Origin of the sequence: Enterobacter cloacae complex sp. R_G8, assembly GCF_024599795.1 — a bacterium.
GTDB lineage: Bacteria > Pseudomonadota > Gammaproteobacteria > Enterobacterales > Enterobacteriaceae > Enterobacter > Enterobacter dissolvens.
In genome coordinates, this window is record NZ_CP102246.1 from 4,591,602 (window position 1) to 4,615,645 (window position 24,044).

Genomic DNA, 24,044 nt, shown 5'->3' on the forward strand with positions numbered 1-24,044 from the left:
CCATAACAGTTTGACAGATATTTCCTGGAGCGTAATCGTGATGAAAAACTATTCCCGTGCCAATACCGGCATTGATTTAAATCTTATTCCTGTCTTTATTGAAGTGGTCCGCTGCGGCAGCATGGCGAAGGCCTCTGTCCGTCTTGAGATGTCGCGCCCGGCCGTGAGCCTGGCGTTAAAGCGCTTTAGCCAGCTTTTTGCTGAGCCGCTATTTTTCCGCAAAGGGTTATATCTTGAACCGACTGAAAAAGCGTTAACCTTAACCCGCTCGCTGGAAATATTACTTGGGAATATTCACGAAAATATTAGCGCAATTAATTCGCCGGAGAATAATACCCTGGCGCAGAGTGCACCAGGGCCGGGAAATATTATGCGGCAGTCTGCGTCGTCAGTTTGAATGATGACATAGCTTCCATCAGCTGGCGCGACTGCTCCTCCAGCGAGCGCGTCGCGGCAGAGGATTGCTGCACCAGCGCCGCATTCTGCTGCGCGGTTTCGTCCATCTGATTCACCGCAATATTCACCTGTTCAATGCCACGGCTCTGTTCCTGAGACGCGGTAGCGATTTCGCGCATCAGTTTAGTCATGCGCAGCACTTCGGTGGCGATCTCATCCATCGTTTCGCCCGCCTGCTGCGCCAGCTCACTGCCCTCATTGACGTGAGTCTGCGAGTCGCTGATAAGCGAGCGGATCTCTTTTGCCGCATCAGCGCTGCGGCTGGCAAGATTGCGCACCTCGCCCGCGACGACGGCAAAACCGCGCCCCTGCTCGCCCGCACGCGCCGCTTCCACGGAGGCGTTCAGCGCCAGAATGTTGGTCTGGAAGGCAATGCCATCAATGACGCTCAGAATGTCAGCAATGCGCGCCGAGCTGCCGGAGATATCACGCATTTTCTCAATCACGTAGCAGACCATTTCGCTGCCGTGATCGGCGGTATCCGACACTGATTTCGCCAGCTGGTGCGCCTGCTCGGCGTTATCCGCGTTAAGTTTCACCGTGGCGGTGATCTGTTCCATGCTGGCGGCGGTCTGCTCCAGCGAGGTGGCGGTGGATTCCGTGCGCTCGGCAAGATCCCTGTTTCCCGCCGTCAGCTCGCGGCTGCCGGTATCAATTTGCGAGCTGGCATCGCGGACCCGCAGCACCGAGTGCATCAGCGACTGACGCATCCCTTCGATAGCAGCGTTCAGACGGTTGAACTCCTGGCTCGCCGGGGCATTCAGCGTGTGGGTTAAATCCCCCGCGGCGACGTTTTCCAGCTGCGCAATCGACGCTGACAGCGGCTTGAGCAGCATGTGGCGCAACACCAGCCAGGCCAGCACAATGATGCCTGCCGTCAGCAGCGCCGCGACAACGATCAGGATCAGAACCCGCGTTTTGCTCGACTGCACGGCGCTGACTTCCGCTTTCCCGCGCGCGTCGCTCCACATCTGGAACGCCTGCATATCGTTATCAAACTGCTTTGCCACCGGAATGAGCTTACTCTCCAGCAGATCGTAATAGCTGTCTGCGCTCTGTTCGTTCAGCGCTTTCAGCATTGGGTTGATCCCCTGCTGGTTATAAGCCGCCAGACTGGCCGCCACCTTATCCAGCAACTGCTGTCCCTGGGGATCGGCCACGCCTGCGTCGATCACGCCTTTCAGCGTTTTTTGCGCCAGGGCGATCTCCTGATTAATGCTTTTCACCGATTTCGCGGCATCGTCCAGCAGACCAATTTCCATCATTCTGACGGCCTGGCCCGCCTCGTTGCGCGCACGAAGGATCAGCGTATAGCCAGAATTGAGCTGCACCATCTGCTCACCCTGAAGGTGGTTGATGCGCTGAAGTGACGAAGAACTCTGTGTGAGGGCATAAATGCCAATGCCGCTGACAATCAGCAGCAGAAGGGTCATAACGGCCAGTAAAGAGAGCAAGCCGGTACGAATCGATAGCGTTTTAAGCATGATGTTATTTCCGGTAGCGAGATATTTCTGGGCATAAACAAAAAGTATCGGCCGCTACCGGAAAATGTTTATACACGTCATCCTTCAAGCTGCCTCTGCGTTGGCTGCGTCAGCTCACCCCAGTCACTTACTTGAGTAAGCTCCCGGGGATTCGCAGACTTGCCGCCTTGATGCAACTTGAATGATTTAGTGTATAGACTTTAAGCAAATTCAGCATATTATCGCTCTGTTACTGATGTGTTCACGCGGGTAACAGGCGAGCTCTGGCGGTTCTCCCAGAGCACCGTCAGACCGCGCTGCAGGGCAATAAAAATAAACAGTAAAATGCCGATGGCGATTTTCGTCCACCACGAGCTGAGCGTGCCGTCAAAGTTGATATAGGTCTGGATCAGCCCCTGGATTGCCACGCCAAACAGTGTTCCCAGCACCGTCCCCACCCCGCCGCTGAGCAGCGTGCCGCCAATCACCACAGAGGCAATCGCATCCAGTTCAACGCCAACCCCGGCCAGCGCGTAACCCGCCTGGGTGTAAATGGAGAAGACAATCCCCGCCAGCGTCGCCAGCCCGGTGGAGAGCATATAGATGCGAATGGTGGTGCTGCGGGTGGAGATCCCCATCAGGTTGGCCGAGGTCGCGTTGCCGCCAATGGCATAAACCTGATTACCAAACCGGGTGCGATGGGCAAGGAAGATCCCAATCACCACCACGCCCAGCATCAGCAGCCCCATCGCGCTCAGGCGGCCACCGCCGGGGATTTTCCACGCCAGGCTGGAGAGCGTGTCGTACACCGGATGGTTGATCGGGATCGACTCCTCTGATACCAGGTAGCTCACGCCGCGCAGGAAGAACATCCCCGCAAGGGTAATGATAAAGGCCGGGATCTTGAGTGCGTCAATCAGAAGCCCCATAAAGGCGCCAAACGCACAGCCCATCACCAGCACCAGCGGGAAGGCCACCAGCGGCGAGATGCCCCAGAAACCGATCGCTTTGGCGAGGAACACGCCGGTAAAGGCGATCACCGACCCGACAGAGAGATCAATCCCCCCGGAGAGGATCACAAAGGTCATACCGACCGCGATGATGCCTAAAAAGGCGTTATCCGTCAGAATGTTGCAAATTACACGCGTCGAGGCGAACCCCGGGAACTGGGTCAGGCAGTAGAGATAACCCAGCACAAACACGCCCAGCGTGATCATTAACGGTAAATTACGTTTTATCATGGCCACGGATCCCCTTAATGATGCTGACAAAGCGCGGTGACTGAACGATCAGCACGCAGAGCACGACCACCGCTTTCACCACCTGGTTGAGCTCCGGCTGGAACCCGGAAAGCAGGATCCCGGTGTTCATCCCCTGAATGATCAGCGCGCCAATCACCGAGAGCAGCAGGTTAAAACGCCCGCCCATCAGCGACCCGCCGCCAATCACCACCGCCAGGATCGCATCCAGCTCCAGCCACAGCCCGGCGTTGTTGGCATCGGCCCCACGAATATCTGCCGCGACGATCACCCCGGCAATGGCGGCGCACACGCCGCTCAGCACGTAGGTCAGCATCACCATCAGCCGGGTGTTGACGCCTGCGTTGCGCGCGGCGCGAATATTAATCCCCACCGCTTCAATGAACATGCCGAGCGCCGTTTTGCGGGTGAAGAGCCAGAATACCACCAGCGTCACCAGCGCAATGATGACCGGCGTGGGGAAGAAGAGCAGCTTACCGCTCCCGAGCCACGCCAGGTTCGGCGAGTTAAAAGTAACAATCTGCCCCGAGGTGATAAGCTGCGCCACACCGCGCCCGGCCACCATCAAAATCAGCGTGGCAACAAACGGCTGGATTTTAAGCACCGCCACCAGAATGCCGTTCCACAGCCCGGCCAGCACGCCGGTGCCTAACGCCGCCAGCAATACCACCGGCAGGCTGTGCCCGGCGACGGTCATCGAGGCCGCCGTCGCCCCGGCAATGGCCATCACCGCGCCAACGGAAAGGTCGATCCCGCCGGTGGCGATCACCAGCGTCATGCCAATGGCCAGCAGCGCGACGGGTGCGGCACGGTTTAAAATATCGATCGGGCTGCCGAACAGGCGGCCATCCTGCACGATTATCTGGAAGAAATGCGGTGCGACCAGGCTATCGACCAGCAACACCACCAGCAGCGCGGCGATTTGCGGCGTGCCGGTTGGCCAGTTGAAGCGGCGCTTTGTTTCGCCAGTTTGCGAAAGCGAACGAGACATCACGATTCACTCCTTACGCCGCGATGGCATTCATGATTGCCGGAACGGACAGTTTATCCAGCGGGATCTCTGCCACCTGCTTGCGATCGCGCATGATGATGACGCGATCGGCATAGCCCACCAGCTCCTCCAGTTCAGACGAGATGACCAGCAGCGCCAGCCCGTCCGCGCACAGGGTTTCGATAAGGCGGATAATTTCGGCGTGCGCCCCCACGTCAATGCCACGGGTCGGTTCATCGAGGATCAGGAACTGAGGTTTGGTCAGCAGCCAGCGGGAAAGCAGCACCTTCTGCTGGTTGCCACCGGAGAGAAACTCTATTGGCTGTTCCGCGCTCGGGGTACGGATACCGAGCTGGCGGATAAAGCGCTCGGCAATGGCGTTTTGCTCTTTCCGTGGGATCGGACGCAGCCAGCCACGCTGTGCCTGCAGGGCCAGAATGATATTTTCCCGCACCGAGGCGGCGGCAATAATGCCATCCGTTTTTCTGTCTTCCGGGCAGAAGCCCACCCCCAGGCAGGAAGCCTGATGCGGCGAGCGCAGGGTTTGCGGTTTACCTTTGATCAACGCAGTGCCGCTATCGGCAGGCTTGATCCCGAAGATCACCTCGGCGGTTTCGGTACGACCCGAGCCTAACAGCCCCGCCAGACCGACAATTTCACCGGGGCGCACCTCCAGGTTAAACGGTGAGATGACCCCTTTCTTACCGAAATCGCTGAACGCGGCGACCGGTTTCTCACTCAGCAGCGTACGGCCGGCGCGCTGGAGCGCATTGGTATCCAGCTCGCGGCCGAGCATCATTTTGACCAGTTCAATCTGCGGTAGCTCACGCGTTTCGCGGCAACCGACAAAGCTGCCATTGCGCAGCACCGTAATGCGATCGCTCACCTCATACACCTGATCGAGGAAGTGGGTGACGAAGATCAGGCTCACGCCCTGATTGCGCAACTGGCGCATCAGGGTAAAGAGCATCTCCACTTCCTGGGTATCGAGGCTGGCGGTGGGCTCATCAAGGATCAGCACTTTTGCCGAGAGGTCGATAGCGCGACAAATCGCGACAATCTGCTGCATGGCGACGGAAAAACGGTTCAGCGGCTCGCGTACGTCGAGAGAGAAGCCGTAAGACGCCATCAGTTTTGTCGCCCGCGCTTCCATCTCCTTGCGGCGCAGCAGGCCAAAGCGTCGTGGCTCCCGGCCAATAAACAGGTTATCCGCCACCGACATATTCGGCAGCAGGTTCACTTCCTGGTACACCGTCCCGATCCCCAGCTGTTGCGCATGGGCGGTATTCTTGGGTGATATGGCATTACCTTCCAGCCAGATGGTGCCGCGATCGGCGTGATAAACCCCGGTCAGGGCTTTAATCAACGTCGATTTCCCCGCACCGTTCTCGCCCAGCAACGCCATGATCTCGCCGCGTCGCAGGCTAAAATCAACGTTATCCAGCGCTTTTACGCCGGGAAAGAATTTACTCAAGCCCTCTGTGCGGAGGATTTCCTGGTGTTGTTCAGTGGTCATGGTTCCCCCTCACCCTGACCCTCTCCCCGGAGGGGAGAGGGGATTGATCGTGCCAATTGTTAATTTCCAGCTCCGCCCTGCCTTTCTCCCTCTCCCTTCCGGGAGAGGGCTGGGGTGAGGGGCGAGAGGCTTAGTAGCCCATATTTTTCTTCTTCTCTAACTCTTCTTTGGCGGTATCCGGCAGGTAGAGGGTGGATTTGGTGACCGTCACCTTCTCAGGCATCGTGCCGTCCTTCTTGAATTTCTCCAGCGCATCGAATGCCGGACCGGCCATGTTTGGCGTGAGCTCCACGCTGGCGTTGGCTTCGCCGTCGATCATCGCTTTGTAGATGTCCGGCACGCCGTCGATAGAGCCGGTGAGGATATCTTTGCCCGGTTTCAGGCCCGCTTCTTTAATCGCCTGAATCGCCCCGATCACCATGTCATCGTTGTGGGCGTAAACCATGCAGATGTTCTTGCCGTTGTTTTCAGCCTTGATAAAGCTCTCCATGACCTCTTTACCTTTACTGCGGGTAAAGTCGCCGGACTGAGAACGGATAATTTTAATGTTTGGCGCTTTGGCGATGGCCTCAGCAAACCCCTTCTTACGGTCGATGGCCACGCTCGCGCCGACCGTCCCCTGCAGCTCAACGACGTTACACGGCTTGCCATCCACCTGTTTCACCAGCCAGTCACCAATTAATTGCCCTTCAAGAACGTTGTTGGCGGTCACGGTGGTCATATAGAGAGATTTGTCTTTTACATCAATGGAACGATCGAGCAGGAAGACCGGGATCTCAGCGTCTTTCGCTTCCTTCAGGACAGGCTCCCAGCCGGTCGCCACAACGGGCGCAATAAAGATGGCATCCACACCCTGCGCAATAAACGAACGCACGGCTTTAATCTGGTTTTCCTGTTTTTGCTGACCATCGGCGATCTTCAGCGTAATGCCGCGTTTCTGGGCCTCGCTTTTCGCAACGTTGGTTTCTGCCGCACGCCAGCCTGATTCAGAGCCGACCTGCGAAAATCCTACGGTTAAAGGTGCGGCCATCGCCATAGACGACATGGCTGCCGAAACTGCTGTGACAAGAAGTAAGCGCTTCCACATATGAACGTCCTCGTAGGGTGAGTTATTGTTGGTTAAAAGATGTTCTGCGAAATGACTATAGCCAATGAAATATGTAACGAATTGCGTTACATCACACTTCAGAAAAGTGAATAAAACGTTAATCACAAGTTTGTAATCGCTTTCATTTCTCCATGAAAAATGCGGCTGAGTTTATGGATTTTTCTGTCATGGAATCGGTCTGAAAAGTGAGACGAACGCGGAGAGAAGACGAAAACAGGCGAAGACATTCAGCGCCAGTTGGCTATAATACCTGCCACTTGTTTACCATCCATTTTAAAGGACACAGACATGAGCTTACTCAACGTCCCTGCGGGTAAAGAACTGCCAGAAGACATCTACGTTGTTATCGAAATCCCGGCTAACGCAGATCCTATCAAATACGAAGTGGACAAAGAGAGCGGTGCGCTGTTTGTAGACCGTTTCATGTCTACCGCGATGTTCTACCCATGCAACTACGGTTACATCAACCACACCCTGTCTCTGGACGGTGACCCGGTTGACGTGCTGGTTCCAACGCCATACCCACTGCAGCCAGGCGCTGTCATTCGCTGCCGCCCAGTTGGCGTGCTGAAAATGACCGACGAATCCGGCGAAGATGCGAAACTGGTTGCGGTACCGCACACCAAGCTGAGCAAAGAGTACGATCACATCAAAGATGTGAACGACCTGCCAGAACTGCTGAAAGCGCAGATCACTCACTTCTTCGAGCACTACAAAGACCTCGAAAAAGGCAAGTGGGTTAAAGTTGACGGCTGGGACAACGCAGAAGCGGCGAAAGCAGAAATCATCGCCTCTTTCGAACGCGCTGCTAAGAAGTAATTCTCACTGCAAATTGATAAAGCCCCGCTGGTCGGGGCTTTTTTTGCCATTGAAAAACAAAAGCACTTCTGACCGTCGCGATCGTGAGCGTTATACATGCTAAGTTTCTTTCTTCAAAGCATAAAGATGGGCTACATAAAGGCGTTTGACTGTTACGGCGAAGACAGTAAATGGCAGTATCTCTGCATCCTGGCATTCCAGCTTGCCTGGTTTTTGGGGTACTTATGGATCCCTTATCGAAGTGATTATGCGATTCTGCTGTTTTTACTGTTTTTCCTGCCCATCATTTCAAGCAATACGCGGTGCATAAACTACTATGGCCGTTCACGCGCCTTGTGCCTGTTATGGCTTATTGCCCCGTACATCATGCTGTTTGTTCCTCTGTTTTTAACCCGTCGCCGGGATTCAGCAGAGAGTTGAAGGAACAAAAAAACAACGCCACCTCACGGTGGCGTTGTTTTTTCAGTACTGGTCTCTGTCTAACCAGTTACCGCTTACAATCCGCGTTAACCCTTCGACCGGACGCTGGTAGACGTACATCCACGCACTTCCGTACGGCGTCTGGATCAACTGGCGCGCGTATTCACCGCCCCTGGTGCGCAAGGCATCAAGTTCGGCAAGTGTCGCGTTATCAATACGATAAACTTCACCCTGTACTGTTCCTTCGCCGGGAACCGCGCCTGGATAGTGGCCCAGGCTGTACAACTGGTAGTTCTCGATATTGTAATTCCCCAGCAGCAGGGCATTGGTCATCCAGTGACTGTTGCCTTGCTTGGTTCGTAAACTGCCGTAGACAAATATTCGCATTGCTAAAACTCAAACTGATAGAGCAGATCAAGTGCCTGGTCTACGCCGGACACTGCTTCCAGATATAGCTTAGGCATCAGGCGATAGCGTAACGTGAGAGTTGCCAGCGAGTCAAAGATCCCCACGCCATATTTTACCTGCAGACCCGGCAGTACATAACCGCTGACCACTACCTGCGAGGAGTCACCCACGCCCTGGGTGTCCAGCGCCAGATTACTTACGCCAAACGTCTCACCGATTTTACCCACAACCTGGCCACTTTGTGCAACCCCCAGGCCCACTAACATCGAGGTCATCGCTGCACTGTCGCTTTGGCCACTATCCAGGCCCTGGCCACGCAGCAGATAAGAGAGCGCTTCCTGCTGTGACATCGCCGGGTCGGAGAAGATCTCCGCCTTCGGCTCGTCGGCCGAACCGGTGACGCGCACGCCCGCAATCACGTCGTTTTCAGTCGCTTCCGGGTTACGAATCGCTTCGATATTCAGCAGCGGCTGATCCGGTGGACCGGAGAACAGCAGTTCACCTTTACGCACAATCAGATCCTGACCATAGGCATGGAAGCGCCCCTCAGGAATATTGATCTGCCCGTTCAGGCCAAGCCCCTGTTTATCCTGCGCCACTTTCAGGTCGCCCGTCAGACGTGCCTTCAGCCCAAACGCGTTCAGACGAACGTTATTCCCCACGTGCACGGTAAGATTGCTGTTGATCGGGATGCCCGCGCTCTTCTGATCAACCGGCTTGAGGTTGTTGTCGAGCATCACCTCATCACTGGAGACACCTACCGCGCTTTCCGGCACCTCGTGGACCACGATGCGCGCCCACGGCACGTCAACGTTGCCGTCGAGGGTAAAGAGGCTTGGCGTCGCTTCAAAGACGATATCCGGCGACACGTCCAGGCGTACCATTGGCGGCACGGTGATCCTCACCTTGCTGCCTTTCGCGGCGATACGGGCGCGCCAGTTATCAAGCTGGCTCCAGTCGGCGTCACCGCTGAGGTTGATTTGCCCCTGCTGGGTCAGCACCGAGCCGTTCAGCGTTGAGCTCATCCCGTTGAAGTTCATCGTAATCTGGCTTGGCTGCATATCGAACGGCATAAAGTTACCGTCGATATCCACGCCGTTGAGTTGCATCTGCCCGAACAGATGCGGGCTTTGCGCGTCCCCCGCCAGCCGCAGGTTCGCGTTGAGCAGCCCCGCCGCTTTTTCACCGCGCGAGAAAATCGGGTTAACCATCGCCAGGTTGAAGTTGCGGATAGAGACGTTCCCGCCCAGATTACGTCGCCCTTGTGGGTCGGTAATCTGCACCTTACCGTCAAACTGACCGTTATTGGTCAGGCGGATAAGCCACCCCAGCTCTGCCCGGTTGTTGTGCAGATCGGCGCTCAGGTTCAGGGTATCAAACGCCACCGGCAGCGGCGCGTTGTTGACATCCTGTGTCACCTTCACGTTGCGGCCAGAAAGCGTCACGCTGCCCTGTGGCAGCCCCTCTTTGGTGGTATCCCAGGCCACATCGGCCTTCCCGCTAAAGACGCCGCTCGCCTGAGTGGTATCCGGCATGAACGGTTTTAACATCGCCAGATCAAAACGATTGAGGGTGATCTGCGCACGCCCTTCTGCCCCGGCGTCAATGGTTTGCGGCACGCACAGCTCCGCATTCGGGTTAGTCCAGCAGTGCGGCCCGATGCTGATTTTTTGTTCGGCATTGCGGTAGTCCAGGGCAATAGCGCGTGACAGCACCAGTGGCCCTACCGGAGTGTTGAAACGGGTGTTGTCGAGCGTCCCCTTCCAGCGCTCCGCTTTGCGGTCGAAGCTCCCCGTCAGATGAAGCTGCCCGGAAACCGGCTCGCCCTGCACGCGCAGCTGGAGGTCGTGCTGCTTCTCGTTGCCTTTGGCATCCAGGGTGACCAGATTTATGTTCACGTCCGGCTGAGAAATGCGCTCCACGCGCAGGTTCAGGTTACCGCCGATCTGATCGGTGGATTTCACATCCCCGTTAACGCGAACCCGGGCGATGGACAGCTCCTGCCAGCGCAGGTTACTGGCGGTGATATCCGCCAGCAGCTGCGGCGCATCCACCGTGCCGCGCACCTTAAGCAGCCCCTTCGCCGTACCGCCAAGGCCCGGCAGGGCGTTATCCAGATTTGGTGCGTCGATAGTGGCGTCCAGGTTGAGCTCTTTCACGCCCAGTTCACCTTTGATATCCGCCGTGTTGCGCCCCAGCGCCACGTGCAGACCCGGGATCATCCACTGCAGGTAGCTGTTGCCTTTGAGCGAACCTTCAACGTTAACCTTGTTCTGCTTCACGTTACCGGCGAGCTTAATTTCCGGGACATCCATCTGCCACGTGCCGCCGTACAGGCTGCCACGGGTTTTGATGAGACCATCCAGTTTTGACGGCCAGTCCGGCACCTCTTTCGCCGTGTTAATCCCCGTAAGCTTCAGCTCACCGCGCCAGCTGATCGCCTGCTGCCAGTCGAGCAGCGCGGTCAGCTCGGTTTTGCCTTCCAGCGCCGCTACGGTCAGTTTGTCGAGATTAACCTGCTGTTCATTGCCTTTTGCATCCAGCGTGATCGTGGCTGGCGGCACACCTTGCCCCTTCACGGCGGTGCGGAACGACAGGGTGTAATCGGTCATCTTGCCGCTCAGCTTCAGCTTCAGGTCATCGGCCTGGAACTGTTTTTCGCCGGTGAACGGCCAGTACAGCTGCTTGCTGACCACCTCAAGATTAAGCGGCAATCCGGCTTCCGCCAGTTGGGTTTGCGCCCGCAGGACCATGTCCACCGGGCCGGAGAGATTCACCCCGACATCCAGCTTGTCGCGTAGCGCGCCGCCCACTTTCACCTTCACCTTTTCGCCTTTCAGCGGGTCGATGTTGAGCGCGCTGTTCAGGGTAATATCCACCGGCCAGTTGTCACGCAGCAGGGCATGACCCGAGGCATTGACAGAGCCCTGGTTGGTGTCGATATCCAGCGCGTCGAGCTTCATGTTGCCGTCGATGCTGCTGACCTTCAGCAACATGTTATAGACCGTGAGATCGGTGTCACCGGTCAGACGCAGCTGCTCGCCCTTGAACGCTTCGATATTCAGGTTCAGCGGCAGATGCACGTCCGTCATCTCCGGCAGGACGGGCTTCGAGAACAGATCTTTCAGCGTTTCACCCAGCGGTTTCTCTTCCGGCTGTGGGTTCTGGATCTTCGGCTCGACAATCTCTTCCTGCGCCACGTCCGCTACCTTCGGCAGCGCGATCAGCAATCCCTGCAAGGAGGTTGGCGTCAGGGTGAGGTTTTTCTCCTGCCAGCGCAGGCCGGAGGTGAAATCCATCACCGACACGGTGGTGTCGTCGATTTTGATATTCACGTTGTCCAGCGCCACCCGATAAAGGGCGATGGGGTACGGTGTAGAGAGATTCAGCGGGCCGCTGTCCTCTTCTTCAACCGGCGCTGATTTCGGCATTTTCTTCGAATCAATCGCCACGTTCACATCTTTTAGCGACAGATCGTTGACGCAGAGCTTACTGTCCCGCAGGCAACCCAGCCTGACGGCAAGGTGAAACTCGCCCGCGTTGACCGCAACGCCAGGCTGCTCGTAGCGAATATTCTTCAGACGTAGATCGCGCCAGCCGCCCGTGACCTGGCCGATTTCCAGCCCGGGTACCCAGCGGTTCGCCGCGTTAAACAGCAGATGCAGGCCGGTTGTCGTTCCCACCAGAAACGCCACCGTACCGAGCAGCAGCACGATAAAAATCAGTACTCCGAGGCTTATCTTCTTCCATAAACTCATAATTCAGGCCCCAGACCGATGTAAAACTGTAAACCGTGTTCTTCTTTGTCACCCACCGGCACGGCGAAGTCGAGCTTGATGGGCCCGACGGGTGACTGCCAGCGCACGCCTACGCCCGCGCCGGTTTTGAAATCGCTGCGGCGGATATCGCTCACCGCTTCGCCGCCGTCCACAAACATCGCGCCCCACCATTTTCCGCTGACGTTGTACTGGTACTCCAGCGAGCCGGTCGCCAGCTTGGAGGCCCCGATCAGCTTACCGTCATCATCTTTAGGCGCGATGGATTTGTATTTATAGCCGCGGATACTGCGGTCGCCCCCGGCGAAGAAGCGCAGGTCAGGCGGGACTTTGTCGAAGTCGCCGGTTTCAATCCAGCCGAGGTTGCCGCGCATCACAAAGCGATGTTTGTCATACAGCGTACGGATCCAGACGTTTTGCGCCTGAATCACCGAGAAATCCACATCGGAACCCCACATGGTGTTGGAGTAATCGATAGAGTAACGCTGGGAATCCCCCCAGGTCGGCATCAGGCCGCCGCGTGAGCGGGTACGGCTGATCATCACCCCCGGATAGAGCAGCATGGTGGTGTTGGTGACGTTGGCCTGGGTAAAGTGGTCAAGACTCCAGCGCAGGTTAATGGCGCGCTGCCAGCCGCTGGAGAGATCCCAGAAGCGGGATACAGCAAGCGTGGTGGAATCAGACTCAGTATCGTTCAGATCGGTACGCTTAAAGCCCCCCTGAACCAGGTAGTACTGCTCAAGCGGGTTTTTCAGCAGCGGTATTTTGTAGCTGAAGTCGAGCTGCTGTTCCGGCGAAGAGATACTGGCGCTGGTGGTCAGGCTATGGCCGTACGAGTTCATCCACGGCTTTTTCCAGGTCGCCCTCACGCGCGGCCCCACGTCCGTCGAATAGCCAGCCCCGGTCTCAATGGTGTTTTCGGTGCGGGGTGAAACCACGCCGTGCAGTGGTAATACCTTGGTTTTGCGTGATTTTTCAAACTCTGGTGCGACAACCACCGAATTAAACCACCCGGTTGCCGACAGGCGGCGGTTCAGCTCGGCCAGATCGCGTGACTGGTAGTAGTCACCCTTTTTGAACGGCACGAGGTTTTGCAGATACTCTTCACGAATTTGCGAGCCTTCGAACGTCACATCGCCAAAGCGGTAGCGTTCGCCGCTGTCGTAGTCGATATCCCAGAAGGCCTGGCGTCGGTCCAGCGCAATGCCCAGCTGGCTTTTATTGAACTGGCTGTCGAAGTAGCCCTTACGTAAGGAGACGCTGGTTAGCGATTTTTTGAAACTGTCGTAATCACCGTGATTCAGTACGGTACCGATTTTAGGTCGCGTGCTGAGCAGATCCAGGTAATCGCGATCGGTACGCGCGCCGCCGCGTAACACCACATTGGTGCCACCAATCAACACCGGCTCCCCCGGTGAAACGCGGGCAATAAGCACCTGCCGCCCCTTCTTTGGCGGCGGGCGGAGATCGAAATCGATGGTAGGTTCGTAATATCCCAGCGCTTTTAGCCCTTCGCGGATAGCATCATCCACGCGCGCGCGAAAACGCCGGTCTGGCGTCACTTCGTCACTTTCAATCGTCGACAGCTGTGCGCGCACGTTTTTTTCCAGCGCCCCGGATAACCCCTCAACCTGCAAACGGACATTCGCCGCGCTGGCAACCCCGCTTGTCAGCAACACACTGACCAAACATAACTGGCGGATTTTTGTCACGTTCTCTCCTGAATATCCCTGTTTCCACCCTGGAAGCAAATGAAGTGCCGCTCCGCGGCAAAAGACGGCCTGTTAGCCAAAAAACCCAATTCTCGGGTTGAAAAAGGGTGTAACACCCAAATATTTCTTATGATTAAATCTAGACTCATTCAGCGCATTTATTGTGTTCAATTAAACGCTTCGTGACAACCTTAACCGAAACATCGCACCCCGGGAGGCCCCATCGTGAGTTTATTCGACAAAAAGCATCTGGTTTCACAAGCAGATGCATTACCGGGACGCAACACCCCTATGCCAGTCGCAACCTTACACGCCGTGAATGGCCATTCCATGACCAACGTACCTGAAGGCATGGAAATCGCCCTGTTTGCCATGGGCTGCTTCTGGGGCGTGGAACGCCTCTACTGGCAGTTGCCTGGCGTCTACAGCACCGCGGCGGGCTACACGGGCGGATATACGCCAAACCCCACCTACCGCGAAGTTTGCTCCGGCGAGACCGGTCATGCTGAAGCCGTACGCGTGGTATACGACCCGTCCGTCATCAGCTATGAACAGCTGCTGCAGGTGTTCTGGGAAAACCACGACCCGGCGCAGGGTATGCGTCAGGGTAATGACCATGGCACCCAGTATCGTTCGGCGATTTATCCGCTCACGCCGGAGCAGGAAGCCGCCGCACTCGCCAGTAAGGACCGTTTCCAGCAGGCCATGCGCGACGCAGGCGATACGCGCGAGGTGACAACGGAAATCACCACCGCGAAGCCGTTCTACTATGCCGAGGACGACCACCAGCAGTATCTGCACAAAAATCCGTACGGCTACTGCGGTATCGGGGGCATCGGCGTGTGCCTGCCGCCGCAGCTTGCCTGATTACTGATCCAGCGCCACGCGAGCCGCGTGGCGCGTGGCATTGCTGACAGAACCATAATCCATAACCTTGCCCTGCAACAGCAGGTTATAGACCGGCGCCTGAGGTCGGTTGAGCCGCGTTTGCAGCAGGTGTACGGCCTCAATCCCCAGTTCACGGCAGGGCACCGTGACGCCCGTGATCGGCTTTTCCAGACGGTGCGCTAAATTCCATGCAAAATCGGTCGTAATGAGCGAAATGTCTTCCGGAATGCGCAGCCCGTGGCGCGTTAGCGCCCTGATCACTCCCTCCGTCATGCTGGTACTGTTCGGGAAAATCACCTCTGGCCACTGCGATCTGTCATGACTTAACAGCCATGCATCCAGCGCCCGCTCGGCCTCCTCTGCCGTAAACCACTCTGTTACCAGCAAATCACGCTGGGGATCAAAGGCCACGTGAAAATGGCGGTACGCCTCTTTAATGCCGTCCAGACGCGCATACAGCGTCTCACGCCGCAGGCAGGTGAGCGTGAGCACACGGCGGTGCCCCTGCTCAAAAAGGTACTGCATGGCGGTGAAACCAATCGCCCGGTGATCGGGTGACACGGCGTCCAGCACCCGATCCCGATCAACGGAGTTAATCAATACGCAGGGCTTATTCAGCGTGCTCGCCAGTTTAAAGATGGTGGAATCATCAGTCCCAATAATAATTATCGCGTTGATATTCTTATGGCTGGCCTTTTCCATAAATAATTTCACGTCGGCGTGCTGCTCTTCTAAGCCACAGCAACTGACCCACACGTTATGCGGGGCGCACGCTTCTGCAATGCCTTTGGTCACTTCCAGATAAAAAATGTCTCCACGTCCCTGAAAGGTTCTTTCCGGGGCAAAGACAGCGATACCGTTAATTAACAGCCGTCCGCTTGCCATTGCCTCCAGTACACCTAATTCGCGCGCGGTGCGAACGATCGCGTCACGGGCTTTATCGCTGGCATAAGACTTGCCGCTTAATACCCGCGAAACCGTGCTGACGGAATACCCCGTCAGGGTCGCAATCTCCTCCATTTTTAACCTGCCCGGCATAGTGTGACCTCGCTCTCAATCAGTTTTTGCAAATATTTGCAGAAACAGCGCTTTGATTTTAAAACCAAATTTCAGAGAGCCTGGAGATTACTTAAACAGCTTGCGAGTATTCTCACAAAAACACATTGTCGCTGCGGCTCCCCTTTCCTATTTTCCGGTCATCCCTCATTTCAACTGAAATTAAGGTGTGACATGGAGAAGGTACGTTTTGGCATTATCGGAATAGGTAATATCGGTACGGTCCACGCGCGTTATTTACTGGCGGGTACGGTCAGTGACGCCTGCCTGGCGGCGGTTTGTGATAATGCACCGGAAAAGCATCCGGCCATTCGCCAGCTGGTCGGCTCCCTCCCCCTCTTCAGCGACGCGCAGGAGATGCTCCAGAGCGGGCTTATCGACGCGGTGATTGTCGCGACGCCGCACTACGAGCATCCGCGTCTGTCGATGCTGGCGATGCGCCACGGCATCCACACCCTGTGTGAAAAACCGGCGGGCGTGTATACCGCCCAGGTTCAGGAGATGAACGCCTGCGCCCGGGAGTGTGATGTGGTGTTCGGCATCATGTACAACCAGCGCCCGAACCCGCTCTACCAGAAGGTGAAAGATCTGATCGACAGCGGCGAGCTGGGTGAGATCCGCCGCTCCAACTGGATCATTACCAACTGGTATCGCTCGCAGAGCTACTACAACTCCGGCGGCTGGCGCGCCACCTGGAAAGGAGAAGGCGGCGGCGTACTGCTCAATCAGGACCCGCATCAGCTCGATCTCTGGCAGTGGCTGGTTGGCATGCCGGTCCGTCTGCGCGCGTTTTGCCAGTTTGGTAAGCACCGCGACATTGAAGTGGAAGACGAGGTCACCGCCTACGCTGAGTATGCCAACGGTGCGACGGGCGTGTTTATCACGACCGTGGCAGAAACACCGGGGACCAACCGGCTGGAGATCGTCGGCGATCGCGGCAAGGTGGTCGTCGAAGAAGGGAAACTGCGCTACTGGCGGCTGCGGGAATCCGAAACCGCCTTCAACGCCCGCTGGCAAAACGGCTTTGGTGAACCGGAATGCTGGGAGGTCACGCTTCCCGTCGGCCCGGAATGCAGCGAACACCACGTCATTACCGCCAATTTCTGCGGCGCCATCCTGCGCGGCGAGCCACTCATTGCCCCGGGGCTGGAAGGGATCCACGGGTTAACGCTCTCCAACGCCATGCACCTCTCCACCTGGACCGACGACTGGGTCGACCTCCCGCTCAACGAGAAACAGTATCTGCGCTTGCTTCAACAGCGTATCAGCACCTCAGTGGCTAAAGAGACCGCCAGCGTCACGCTGGATGCCTCCGGCACCTGGTAACTCAGGAGAAGAAACGATGTTAAATGTCGCTATCGTGGGAACAGGAAATATCTCGCATAACCATATTCAGGGTTATTTGCAGTTTGGCCAACGCTGCCGGATCGTCGCGCTGGTCGATATTTACCCGGAAAAAGCCCACGAGAAAAAAGCACGCTACAACCTGACGGATGCACGCGTGTATGAAAGCCACCAGCAGATGCTGGCGGCAGAGCCAGATATCGATATCGTCGATGTCTGCACGCCGCCCTACGTTCATGCTGAGATAAGCATTAATGCCCTCAATGCGGGTTGCCATGTGCTGTGCGAAAAACCGATGGCCGCCTCGCTGGAGGAGTGCGACGCCATGATCGCCGCACAACAGGCCAGCGGGAAATTGCTCGCCATCATCGCTCAAAATCGCTTTACCGATGCCTTCTGGCGTTTAAAAGCGGCGCTGGATTCGGGCCTTGCGGGCAACGTGAGCCATGCCCAGGTGGACTCGTTCTGGTGGCGCGGACACTGCTACTACGACCTGTGGTGGCGCGGCACCTGGGAAAAAGAGGGTGGCGGCTGCACCCTTAACCACGCGGTGCACCACATCGACGCCATTCAGTGGATGCTGGGCTTTCCGTCCGAGGTGGTGGCCATGATGACCAACGTGGCGCACGACAACGCTGAAGTCGAAGATCTCAGCGCCGCAATTTTTAAATACCCCAGCGGCGCACTCACCCAGCTAACCGCCTCGGTCGTGCACCACGGGGAAGATCAAAAAATCATTATCCAGGGTGAAAAGGCGCGCATCTCCGCACCGTGGCAGGCCTTTGCCAGCGTCAGCGCTGATAACGGCTTCCCCCAGGAGGATCGGGACCTGGGGCGGGAAGCGCAGCTTAACGCCGTTTTTCACGAGACGCCGAAGCTCGAATGGACGTTACACACCGGGCAGATTAACGACCTGCTTTATGCCATTGAGCACGGCACGGCGCCGTTAGTGGATGGCCTGCAGGGCAAACGCTCGCAGGAGTTGATAACCGCGATCTATAAATCCGCCATCACCCGCTCCGTGGTTTCGCTGCCGATTCAACGCGATGACCCGTTTTACCGTACCGGTGGGACCAACGCCCTCGCCCCCCGTTTTTATGAAAAATCCGCAAGCGTCGCCAACTTCAGCGAAGTCGGGGCGATTCCCCTGGGCAAAAATCTGGATGAAGGAGTAACACCATGAACAAAAATGACGGCATGAACTACGCGCCGGTGGGTAAACCTCAGCCCGTTGTCAGGGAAGGAGAGTTTGTCTTTGCCGCTGCCGCGCTCGACCACGGTCATATCTACGGCATGAGCAACGGCCTGATTGAAGCGGGCGCCACGCTGAAATGGGTCTACGACCCCGATCCGGCAAAAGTGGACAAATTCATTCAGCAGTATCCGCAGGCCAGGGTTGCAGACTCCCTGGATGTCATACTCGCCGACGACGAGGTGCGTCTGGTAGCTGGCGCCGCCATTCCCGCGGAGCGCTGCGCGCTGGGGCTGAAAGCGATGGCCGCAGGCAAAGACTACTTCACCGATAAAGCCCCTCTTACCACCCTTGAACAACTGGCGGATGCCAAAGCCATGGTGGAAAAAACGGGCCGGAAATACGCCGTGTACTACAGCGAGCGCCTGCACGTTGAGAGCGCGGTCTTTGCCGGACAGCTGGTGCAGCAAGGGGCCATTGGCCGCGTCGTACAAACGCTGGGGACGGGCCCGCACCGGGAAGGGACCGGCCGCCCGGACTGGTTCTACGATCGGCGCTATTTCGGCGGCATTCTGTGCGATATCGGCAGCCACCAGATTGAGCAGTTCCTGTTTTACACCGGCAACAGCGACGCCTCTGTGGTGGCAAGCCAGGTACGGAACGTTAAACACCCGCAGTATCCCGCCTTCGAAGATTTTGGCGATGCCATGCTGAAAGGGGAAAACGGCGCCAGCGGCTATTTCCGCTGCGACTGGTTTACTCCTGACGGGCTCTCGACCTGGGGCGATGGCCGCCTGACGCTGCTCGGCACCGAAGGCTATATCGAGATCCGCAAGTATGTCGATCTTACTCGTGGCGAACAGGACGTGGTGTATCTCGTCAATAAAGAGGGAGAGTTCCGTTATCCGGTCGCCGGCCAGGTCGGTTTCCCGTTCTTTGGCGAACTGATCCTCGACTGTTTGCATCGTACTGAACATGCCATGACCCAGGCTCACGCCTTTAAGGCGGCGGAGCTCTGCGTGAAGGCACAGATGCTGGCCAACGCCACGAACTAACAGGAGGCGACAATGAAGCTCCTGAACACGGCGGTGATCGGCGCCGGAGCGATTCACGGTTGCCACGTGAATGCGCTGCGCCAGCTCCCCAACGTTGCGCTGCGCGCGCTGGCAGATATCGACAGCGTCAAAGGTCTGAAGCTGGCATTAGGCTATCAGTGCCGCTTCTACCAGGATTACCGGGAGATGCTGCTGGATGAAGCCATCGACGTGGTCCATATCTGCACGCCGCACTTTGAGCATAAAAGCATGATCCTGGCGGCCCTCGCTGCCGGAAAGCATGTTTTCTGCGAAAAACCGGTGGGCATGAACAGCAGCGAACTGGTGGATATCTCCCGCGCCGCTGACCAGGCGTCGGGTCTGCTCGGCGTGTGTTATCAGAACCGGCTCAACCCCACCAGCCTGCGCATTCGTCAGGCGCTGGACGAAGGCGAGCTGGGAAAAATGCTCAGCATCAAAGCGGTGCTGACGTGGTCGCGCTCGGGTGCGTACTACACCCGGAGTCCGTGGCGTGGGCGACTGGCTACGGAAGGGGGCAGCCTGCTGATCAACCAGGCCATTCATACCCTCGACCTGATGCAGTGGTTCGCCGGCGGCGTGACGCATGTGAAAGGCGTGGTGGATAGCGGTGAGCTGGCGGACGTGACGGAAGGCGAAGACAGCGCGATGGCTACGCTGCACTTTGCTAACGGCGCGCGCGGCCTGTTTTACGCCAGCAACTGCAATACCACCGATTCCCCGCTTCTGATGGAGATCCACTGCGAGCAGGGCTCGCTGCTGCTGAACGACAACACGCTCTGGCGCGTGACGCCGGGCGAGCGCGTCAGGCTCGCCTGCGACGACTCCCCGGACGGTTCGGTCAAAAGCTACTGGGGCCTGGGCCACCATCAGGCGATCCGTCGTTTTTATCAGACTATCACCCACCCCGGTTACACGGATTACACCGATATCGGTGAAGCCGGGAAATCACTCACCCTTGTGGAGGCTATTTATCGATCATCTCAATTACGGCAATGGATAGAAATCAATAAATAGAACGTAATTTGTATTCCAGCAGTAAATAAAAAACGACCCGACAGATCGGGTTAAACATTACCCTACACTGGATATTATTATGGTCAAACCAACTGAACGTAGAGTGGGTTATGGCGTGGCGCTCGGCTACGGTATAACCGATCTGTTTGGCGGAGGCGCTTTCGCCATTATCGGCACCTGGCTTTTATTTTTTTACACCACCTATTGCGGGCTCTCTGTCGTCGAAGCGGGTTCGATATTTGCTATTGCCCGCGTCATTGATGCGTTATTAAGCCCGATTATGGGTTATATTACTGATAATTTCGGTGATACCTGGCTCGGGCGTAAATTTGGCCGTCGCCGCTTCTTTTTATTACTCAGTTCGCCCTTAATGTTTCTGTATGCCCTGCTGTGGCTGACAGACATGGGTTACTGGTATTACCTGGGCACTTACCTCTCTATTGAGCTATTGTCAGCGATGGTGCTGGTGCCCTGGGAAACCCTGGCCGCAGAAATGACTAACCGGTATGAAGAGCGTAGCCGTCTCTCCGGCGTGCGCATGATCTGCTCCCAGCTCGGCGGCTTTCTTGCGGTTTCCGTACCCGGCGTCATTATGCAGTTCACGGGGAAAGATAATCCGTTTACCTATACGCTTACCGGGCTGATATTCTCCTGCGTCTTCTGTATTGCGGTATTTATTACCTGGTACACCACCTGGGAAGCGAAAAATGTGCAACAGGAGTCCACGTTTAAAGTGGATAATCAGCGCAGCAGCGGAATCGTTAATCACCTGAAATATCTGGTGCTGGATCTCTTTTCCTCTTTCCGTATTCGTGCGTTTCGCCTGCATATTATTATTTATATCTTTTCGTTTACGGCGATGGACGTATTCGGTTCGGTGTTTACGTATTATGTCGTGTATTGCCTGAGCCAGGACGCGGCAGCCGTGTCGGGCTGGTTGAGCGTTGCGGCTTTCGCCTCGGTACCTGGCACGTATGGATTTATGCTGCTCCTGAACCGGCTGAACATGACGCCGTCTGGCGCCCTGCGTCTCTCCTACAGCTGTATTTTCCTGGTCCTGGCGTTCCTGTTTACGGTCTACCTGACCAAAACCCAGGTGCCCACACTGCTGTTCTCGGCGGTCTTTATCCTGCTCGGTGCCGCGCGCTCTGGCCTCTATTACATACCGTGGAACATCTACAGCTTCATTCCGGATATTGACGAGATGGTGACGCAGCAGCGCCGCGAAGGGATTTTTGCCGGAGTGATGGTCCTGACCCGCAAAAGCACCGTGGCGATCGCCATCATGATTATTGGCCTGGTCCTGCAGGAGTCCGGCTTTGTGAAGGGCGGCGGCGCACAGCCTGAAAGCGCGCTGGGGGCGATTATAGGCCTGATGATCTTCGCGACGGCAGCCCTGCTGGCGGTGAGCTTCTTCACTACCTATAAGTTCAAGCTCACCCGCGAGACGCATAAACTGCTTCTCAAGGAGATTGCCCGCCGTAAGCTGGGCGGCGATTACCGCGACTGCGATGCCAATACCCGTGTGGTGATAAAACAGCTCACAGGCTATGAGTACGATCAGGTGTGGGGAGGCGATGCTGCCCGTCGTGCGGTGAACAACGTCGGGTTATCAGCCGCAAAATAGCGCGTCCCGCCGGGCCGGTTCCCCGCCTGCCCGGCCTCTTACTAGCTGTAATGTTAGACCTATAAGTGGATTTAGACTCACTGAAATAATTTTTATTTTACAGAGTCAAGTATTTCACTTAAAAAGTCATTGAAATTATCAAAGGAACCATATATCGACTCTGTAGAGGCATTGTCACGAATTTCAAATAAATTCATTTTTGCATCATAAGTAAACAATGACATTCCATCCTCCCCAATAACTAATCGTTCTTGTAATTCGGGATCTAAATAATCATTATTGCGATAAAACTCATTCATAATGAACAAGTTTTTAACTATTGGTTCTGGAATTGATAAACTAAACATTGTCAGCCCGTTATACTCAAATCCATCCATTGTTTTGATGAATGTAGTATAATCAGGTTGATTCACTAAAAGAAGACAAGTTTCATTCCCGATTTGATCCAGTATTGGTGATGCAGTATTTCTATGTCCTTTTGTTAGACTATCAAGAAATGATGTGTTAATAGGTTGCTGTACTGGGTATTCTAAATCAGTCATCATCTTTCTTAATTCTATTAGTAGTTCTGTTACATTTGATTTCATTTTCATACCCATCAAATTATTTAAGCGGATAAATCGAGCCAGTAGGCATAACCCATGGAGTTACTTTGCTGTCTCCCGGTAGCATACCTCTTGTCGATGTTCTCTGCATATTTGTTAACACCTTATGAAACGGTTCTTTTTCAATCAATGATAAGTTATCAAAGGCATTTGTGCCACCATCATCCAATGGTAGTTTATGATGAACTTCCCAGCCATCTGGTACTGTACCCTTACTCATTTTGAACAAATCTGAAGGTTCGAAGACGTTAGCTGCATCTGAAGAATTGGATAATTGATTAAGAAATTTCTTCCTCACTGTATTATTAAATTCTTTCCTCAGTAACATAGTTTCAGAAGGATCACGTTTTATGTAATTTATTTCTTTCACTTCTATATTGTTTAATAGTTTTGTCTCTCCCCTTACTTTACCTAAGTAGTTATACACTTCTCCAAAAGACTCACTATTAGGTCGTTTCGCTAACAGAATTGAAGCCGCCGCAATAGCTGTACCTGCTGTCTGTTCATTCAATACTTGTTCATATCCCTTAACAGCATCTCCACCTAACTGCTCAGCTGTTTTCCTGAAACCTTCAACGTTACCATTGTAGACACCGCCAGCCGCAAGTAGACGTCCTGCGGCCTTGCTGTTAATTGCCTGGTATGTCGGCTCAGAAGCGGGGGCTGATATGCCACCTGAGAAAGATAAAGCAAACGAAGTTGGGCGGGGCTTTCCTGAACGGTAGTATCTGCACCCTACAGAATTCCTGTACTCTCTCAGGATCTGTTCAGCCCCATTCATTTCAAACACATGGTCATTCCTGCAGATAAGCTGGCCTTCTTCATCAATATAGAAAAGTTCTCCAGGGGAACCGTAACGGTTTAACATCACAACTTCACCTCTGAAGACAAGATATCTCAGCCGCTTTTCTGTGTTGAATCCATTAGCATGATTGTTCTGATAAGCATAGCTACGTGAACAGGATGGTCGTGGCCTGAGCCCTTCGACATGATAATGATCACGGTACCTGTCATCGAATTCATACTCCTGTCTGATGTAATCCCATGTGACAGAAGGGCGAGTAATCAACTCATACTTCTCTGGTTCAAGGTTATCCCTGGACAGGTAAAACACGTTAAATCCCGGTAAGCTAAAACTCATACCAACTCCTTTTGGTAACGATCTGCGCATTTTATAACCACAACGTATTGAAAACAAACGATTGTTGTGACCTGCTCCCGCGGATTTCCCATGAGTACACCAAAATGTGACCTCTGGCAGGTTTACATCTCTTTACGCTATACTACCCGCTGAAATAATCAGCTCAACGCTAC

19 protein-coding genes are annotated in these 24,044 nt (G+C 55.4%); 8 read left to right on the forward strand and 11 right to left on the reverse strand.

Features of this window, described 5'->3' with window-relative positions:
* Positions 1 to 40: 40 nt before the first annotated feature.
* On the forward strand, positions 41 to 397 hold the full coding sequence (locus NQ842_RS21680) for a LysR family transcriptional regulator (RefSeq protein WP_014830438.1): 357 nt from the start codon (positions 41 to 43) through the stop codon (positions 395 to 397).
* On the opposite strand, the gene NQ842_RS21685 is transcribed toward NQ842_RS21680, so the two are convergent.
* From NQ842_RS21685 to ytfQ, 5 genes are all read right to left on the reverse strand, one after another.
* Positions 369 to 1,940 carry a methyl-accepting chemotaxis protein gene (locus NQ842_RS21685; RefSeq protein WP_046887604.1) on the reverse strand — a complete coding sequence of 524 codons (1,572 nt, stop codon included), beginning with the start codon at positions 1,938 to 1,940 and terminating at the stop codon, positions 369 to 371. The two genes, NQ842_RS21680 and NQ842_RS21685, sit on opposite strands and share 29 nt — an antisense overlap.
* Before the next feature lie 218 nt (positions 1,941 to 2,158).
* Positions 2,159 to 3,160: a galactofuranose ABC transporter, permease protein YjfF gene (gene yjfF, locus NQ842_RS21690; RefSeq protein WP_014830436.1), complete on the reverse strand. Its 1,002-nt coding sequence runs from the start codon at positions 3,158 to 3,160 to the stop codon at positions 2,159 to 2,161.
* On the reverse strand, positions 3,147 to 4,172 hold the full coding sequence (gene ytfT / locus NQ842_RS21695) for a galactofuranose ABC transporter, ATP-binding protein YtfT (RefSeq protein WP_014830435.1): 1,026 nt from the start codon (positions 4,170 to 4,172) through the stop codon (positions 3,147 to 3,149). Before ytfT ends, yjfF begins: the two co-directional genes overlap by 14 nt.
* A 10-nt stretch (positions 4,173 to 4,182) precedes the next feature.
* Positions 4,183 to 5,685 (reverse strand): galactofuranose ABC transporter, ATP-binding protein YtfR, encoded by a 1,503-nt coding sequence (gene ytfR / locus NQ842_RS21700; RefSeq protein ID WP_047360683.1) that lies wholly within the window; start codon positions 5,683 to 5,685, stop codon positions 4,183 to 4,185.
* Positions 5,686 to 5,815: 130 nt separating this feature from the next.
* The gene (gene ytfQ, locus NQ842_RS21705; RefSeq protein WP_014882271.1) at positions 5,816 to 6,772 is read right to left on the reverse strand and encodes a galactofuranose ABC transporter substrate-binding protein YtfQ; all 957 of its coding nucleotides are present in this window, start codon (positions 6,770 to 6,772) and stop codon (positions 5,816 to 5,818) included.
* A gap of 309 nt (positions 6,773 to 7,081) precedes the next feature.
* Between ytfQ and ppa the strand changes: the two genes are divergently transcribed.
* Positions 7,082 to 7,612 (forward strand): inorganic diphosphatase, encoded by a 531-nt coding sequence (ppa, locus tag NQ842_RS21710; RefSeq protein WP_008501423.1) that lies wholly within the window; start codon positions 7,082 to 7,084, stop codon positions 7,610 to 7,612.
* 462 nt (positions 7,613 to 8,074) lie between these two features.
* On the opposite strand, the gene NQ842_RS21715 is transcribed toward ppa, so the two are convergent.
* The 3 genes from NQ842_RS21715 to tamA are packed head-to-tail and all read right to left on the reverse strand — an operon-like array spanning position 8,075 to position 13,928.
* A complete protein-coding gene (locus tag NQ842_RS21715) occupies positions 8,075 to 8,419 on the reverse strand; it encodes a gamma-glutamylcyclotransferase (protein WP_014830431.1) in 345 nt (114 codons plus the stop codon).
* Between the two features lie 2 nt (positions 8,420 to 8,421).
* Entirely contained in the window at positions 8,422 to 12,198 is a 3,777-nt protein-coding gene (gene tamB / locus NQ842_RS21720) for an autotransporter assembly complex protein TamB (RefSeq protein WP_257256319.1), read from the reverse strand.
* Positions 12,195 to 13,928: an autotransporter assembly complex protein TamA gene (gene tamA / locus NQ842_RS21725; RefSeq protein ID WP_046887600.1), complete on the reverse strand. Its 1,734-nt coding sequence runs from the start codon at positions 13,926 to 13,928 to the stop codon at positions 12,195 to 12,197. The genes tamB and tamA overlap by 4 nt, the downstream gene beginning before the upstream one ends.
* Before the next feature lie 225 nt (positions 13,929 to 14,153).
* Between tamA and msrA the strand changes: the two genes are divergently transcribed.
* Positions 14,154 to 14,795, forward strand: coding sequence for a peptide-methionine (S)-S-oxide reductase MsrA (gene msrA, locus NQ842_RS21730; protein WP_046887599.1), 642 nt, complete (start codon positions 14,154 to 14,156; stop codon positions 14,793 to 14,795).
* On the opposite strand, the gene NQ842_RS21735 is transcribed toward msrA, so the two are convergent.
* Positions 14,796 to 15,854, reverse strand: coding sequence for a LacI family DNA-binding transcriptional regulator (locus tag NQ842_RS21735; RefSeq protein WP_029882373.1), 1,059 nt, complete (start codon positions 15,852 to 15,854; stop codon positions 14,796 to 14,798).
* Between the two features lie 192 nt (positions 15,855 to 16,046).
* On the opposite strand from NQ842_RS21735, the gene NQ842_RS21740 reads away from it, so the two are divergent.
* The 5 genes from NQ842_RS21740 to NQ842_RS21760 all read left to right on the forward strand — a co-directional run bounded on the left by NQ842_RS21740 (position 16,047) and on the right by NQ842_RS21760 (position 22,125).
* Positions 16,047 to 17,198, forward strand: a complete 1,152-nt coding sequence (locus tag NQ842_RS21740; protein ID WP_014830427.1) for a Gfo/Idh/MocA family protein — start codon at positions 16,047 to 16,049, stop codon at positions 17,196 to 17,198.
* 16 nt (positions 17,199 to 17,214) lie between these two features.
* Positions 17,215 to 18,399: a Gfo/Idh/MocA family protein gene (locus NQ842_RS21745; protein WP_257256320.1), complete on the forward strand. Its 1,185-nt coding sequence runs from the start codon at positions 17,215 to 17,217 to the stop codon at positions 18,397 to 18,399.
* Entirely contained in the window at positions 18,396 to 19,463 is a 1,068-nt protein-coding gene (locus NQ842_RS21750; protein ID WP_014830425.1) for a Gfo/Idh/MocA family protein, read from the forward strand. The genes NQ842_RS21745 and NQ842_RS21750 overlap by 4 nt, the downstream gene beginning before the upstream one ends.
* A gap of 12 nt (positions 19,464 to 19,475) precedes the next feature.
* The gene (locus NQ842_RS21755; protein ID WP_257256321.1) at positions 19,476 to 20,498 is read left to right on the forward strand and encodes a Gfo/Idh/MocA family protein; all 1,023 of its coding nucleotides are present in this window, start codon (positions 19,476 to 19,478) and stop codon (positions 20,496 to 20,498) included.
* Positions 20,499 to 20,577: 79 nt separating this feature from the next.
* The gene (locus NQ842_RS21760) at positions 20,578 to 22,125 is read left to right on the forward strand and encodes an MFS transporter (protein WP_257256322.1); all 1,548 of its coding nucleotides are present in this window, start codon (positions 20,578 to 20,580) and stop codon (positions 22,123 to 22,125) included.
* 92 nt (positions 22,126 to 22,217) lie between these two features.
* Here the strand turns inward: NQ842_RS21760 and NQ842_RS21765 are convergent, their stop codons facing one another.
* Complete coding sequence (locus tag NQ842_RS21765) at positions 22,218 to 22,718, reverse strand: YrhA family protein (protein WP_257256323.1); 501 nt, start codon at positions 22,716 to 22,718, stop codon at positions 22,218 to 22,220.
* A gap of 10 nt (positions 22,719 to 22,728) precedes the next feature.
* Positions 22,729 to 23,871, reverse strand: a complete 1,143-nt coding sequence (locus NQ842_RS21770) for an HNH endonuclease signature motif containing protein (RefSeq protein WP_257256324.1) — start codon at positions 23,869 to 23,871, stop codon at positions 22,729 to 22,731.
* Between the last annotated feature and the right edge of the window lie 173 nt (positions 23,872 to 24,044).

What these genes read in the sequence shown, in the direction of transcription:
- ppa (WP_008501423.1), top strand. Translation starts at nt 7,082, where the DNA reads ATGAGCTTACTCAACGTCCCTGCGGGTAAAGAACTGCCAGAAGACATC.
- ytfR (WP_047360683.1), bottom strand. Translation starts at nt 5,685, where the DNA reads ATGACCACTGAACAACACCAGGAAATCCTCCGCACAGAGGGCTTGAGT.
- NQ842_RS21740 (WP_014830427.1), top strand. Translation starts at nt 16,047, where the DNA reads ATGGAGAAGGTACGTTTTGGCATTATCGGAATAGGTAATATCGGTACG.
- NQ842_RS21745 (WP_257256320.1), top strand. Translation starts at nt 17,215, where the DNA reads ATGTTAAATGTCGCTATCGTGGGAACAGGAAATATCTCGCATAACCAT.
- NQ842_RS21715 (WP_014830431.1), bottom strand. Translation starts at nt 8,419, where the DNA reads ATGCGAATATTTGTCTACGGCAGTTTACGAACCAAGCAAGGCAACAGT.
- NQ842_RS21765 (WP_257256323.1), bottom strand. Translation starts at nt 22,718, where the DNA reads ATGAAAATGAAATCAAATGTAACAGAACTACTAATAGAATTAAGAAAG.
- ytfQ (WP_014882271.1), bottom strand. Translation starts at nt 6,772, where the DNA reads ATGTGGAAGCGCTTACTTCTTGTCACAGCAGTTTCGGCAGCCATGTCG.
- NQ842_RS21755 (WP_257256321.1), top strand. Translation starts at nt 19,476, where the DNA reads ATGAAGCTCCTGAACACGGCGGTGATCGGCGCCGGAGCGATTCACGGT.
- NQ842_RS21750 (WP_014830425.1), top strand. Translation starts at nt 18,396, where the DNA reads ATGAACAAAAATGACGGCATGAACTACGCGCCGGTGGGTAAACCTCAG.
- NQ842_RS21770 (WP_257256324.1), bottom strand. Translation starts at nt 23,871, where the DNA reads ATGAGTTTTAGCTTACCGGGATTTAACGTGTTTTACCTGTCCAGGGAT.
- NQ842_RS21685 (WP_046887604.1), bottom strand. Translation starts at nt 1,940, where the DNA reads ATGCTTAAAACGCTATCGATTCGTACCGGCTTGCTCTCTTTACTGGCC.
- yjfF (WP_014830436.1), bottom strand. Translation starts at nt 3,160, where the DNA reads ATGATAAAACGTAATTTACCGTTAATGATCACGCTGGGCGTGTTTGTG.
- NQ842_RS21680 (WP_014830438.1), top strand. Translation starts at nt 41, where the DNA reads ATGAAAAACTATTCCCGTGCCAATACCGGCATTGATTTAAATCTTATT.
- NQ842_RS21735 (WP_029882373.1), bottom strand. Translation starts at nt 15,854, where the DNA reads ATGCCGGGCAGGTTAAAAATGGAGGAGATTGCGACCCTGACGGGGTAT.
- tamB (WP_257256319.1), bottom strand. Translation starts at nt 12,198, where the DNA reads ATGAGTTTATGGAAGAAGATAAGCCTCGGAGTACTGATTTTTATCGTG.
- NQ842_RS21760 (WP_257256322.1), top strand. Translation starts at nt 20,578, where the DNA reads ATGGTCAAACCAACTGAACGTAGAGTGGGTTATGGCGTGGCGCTCGGC.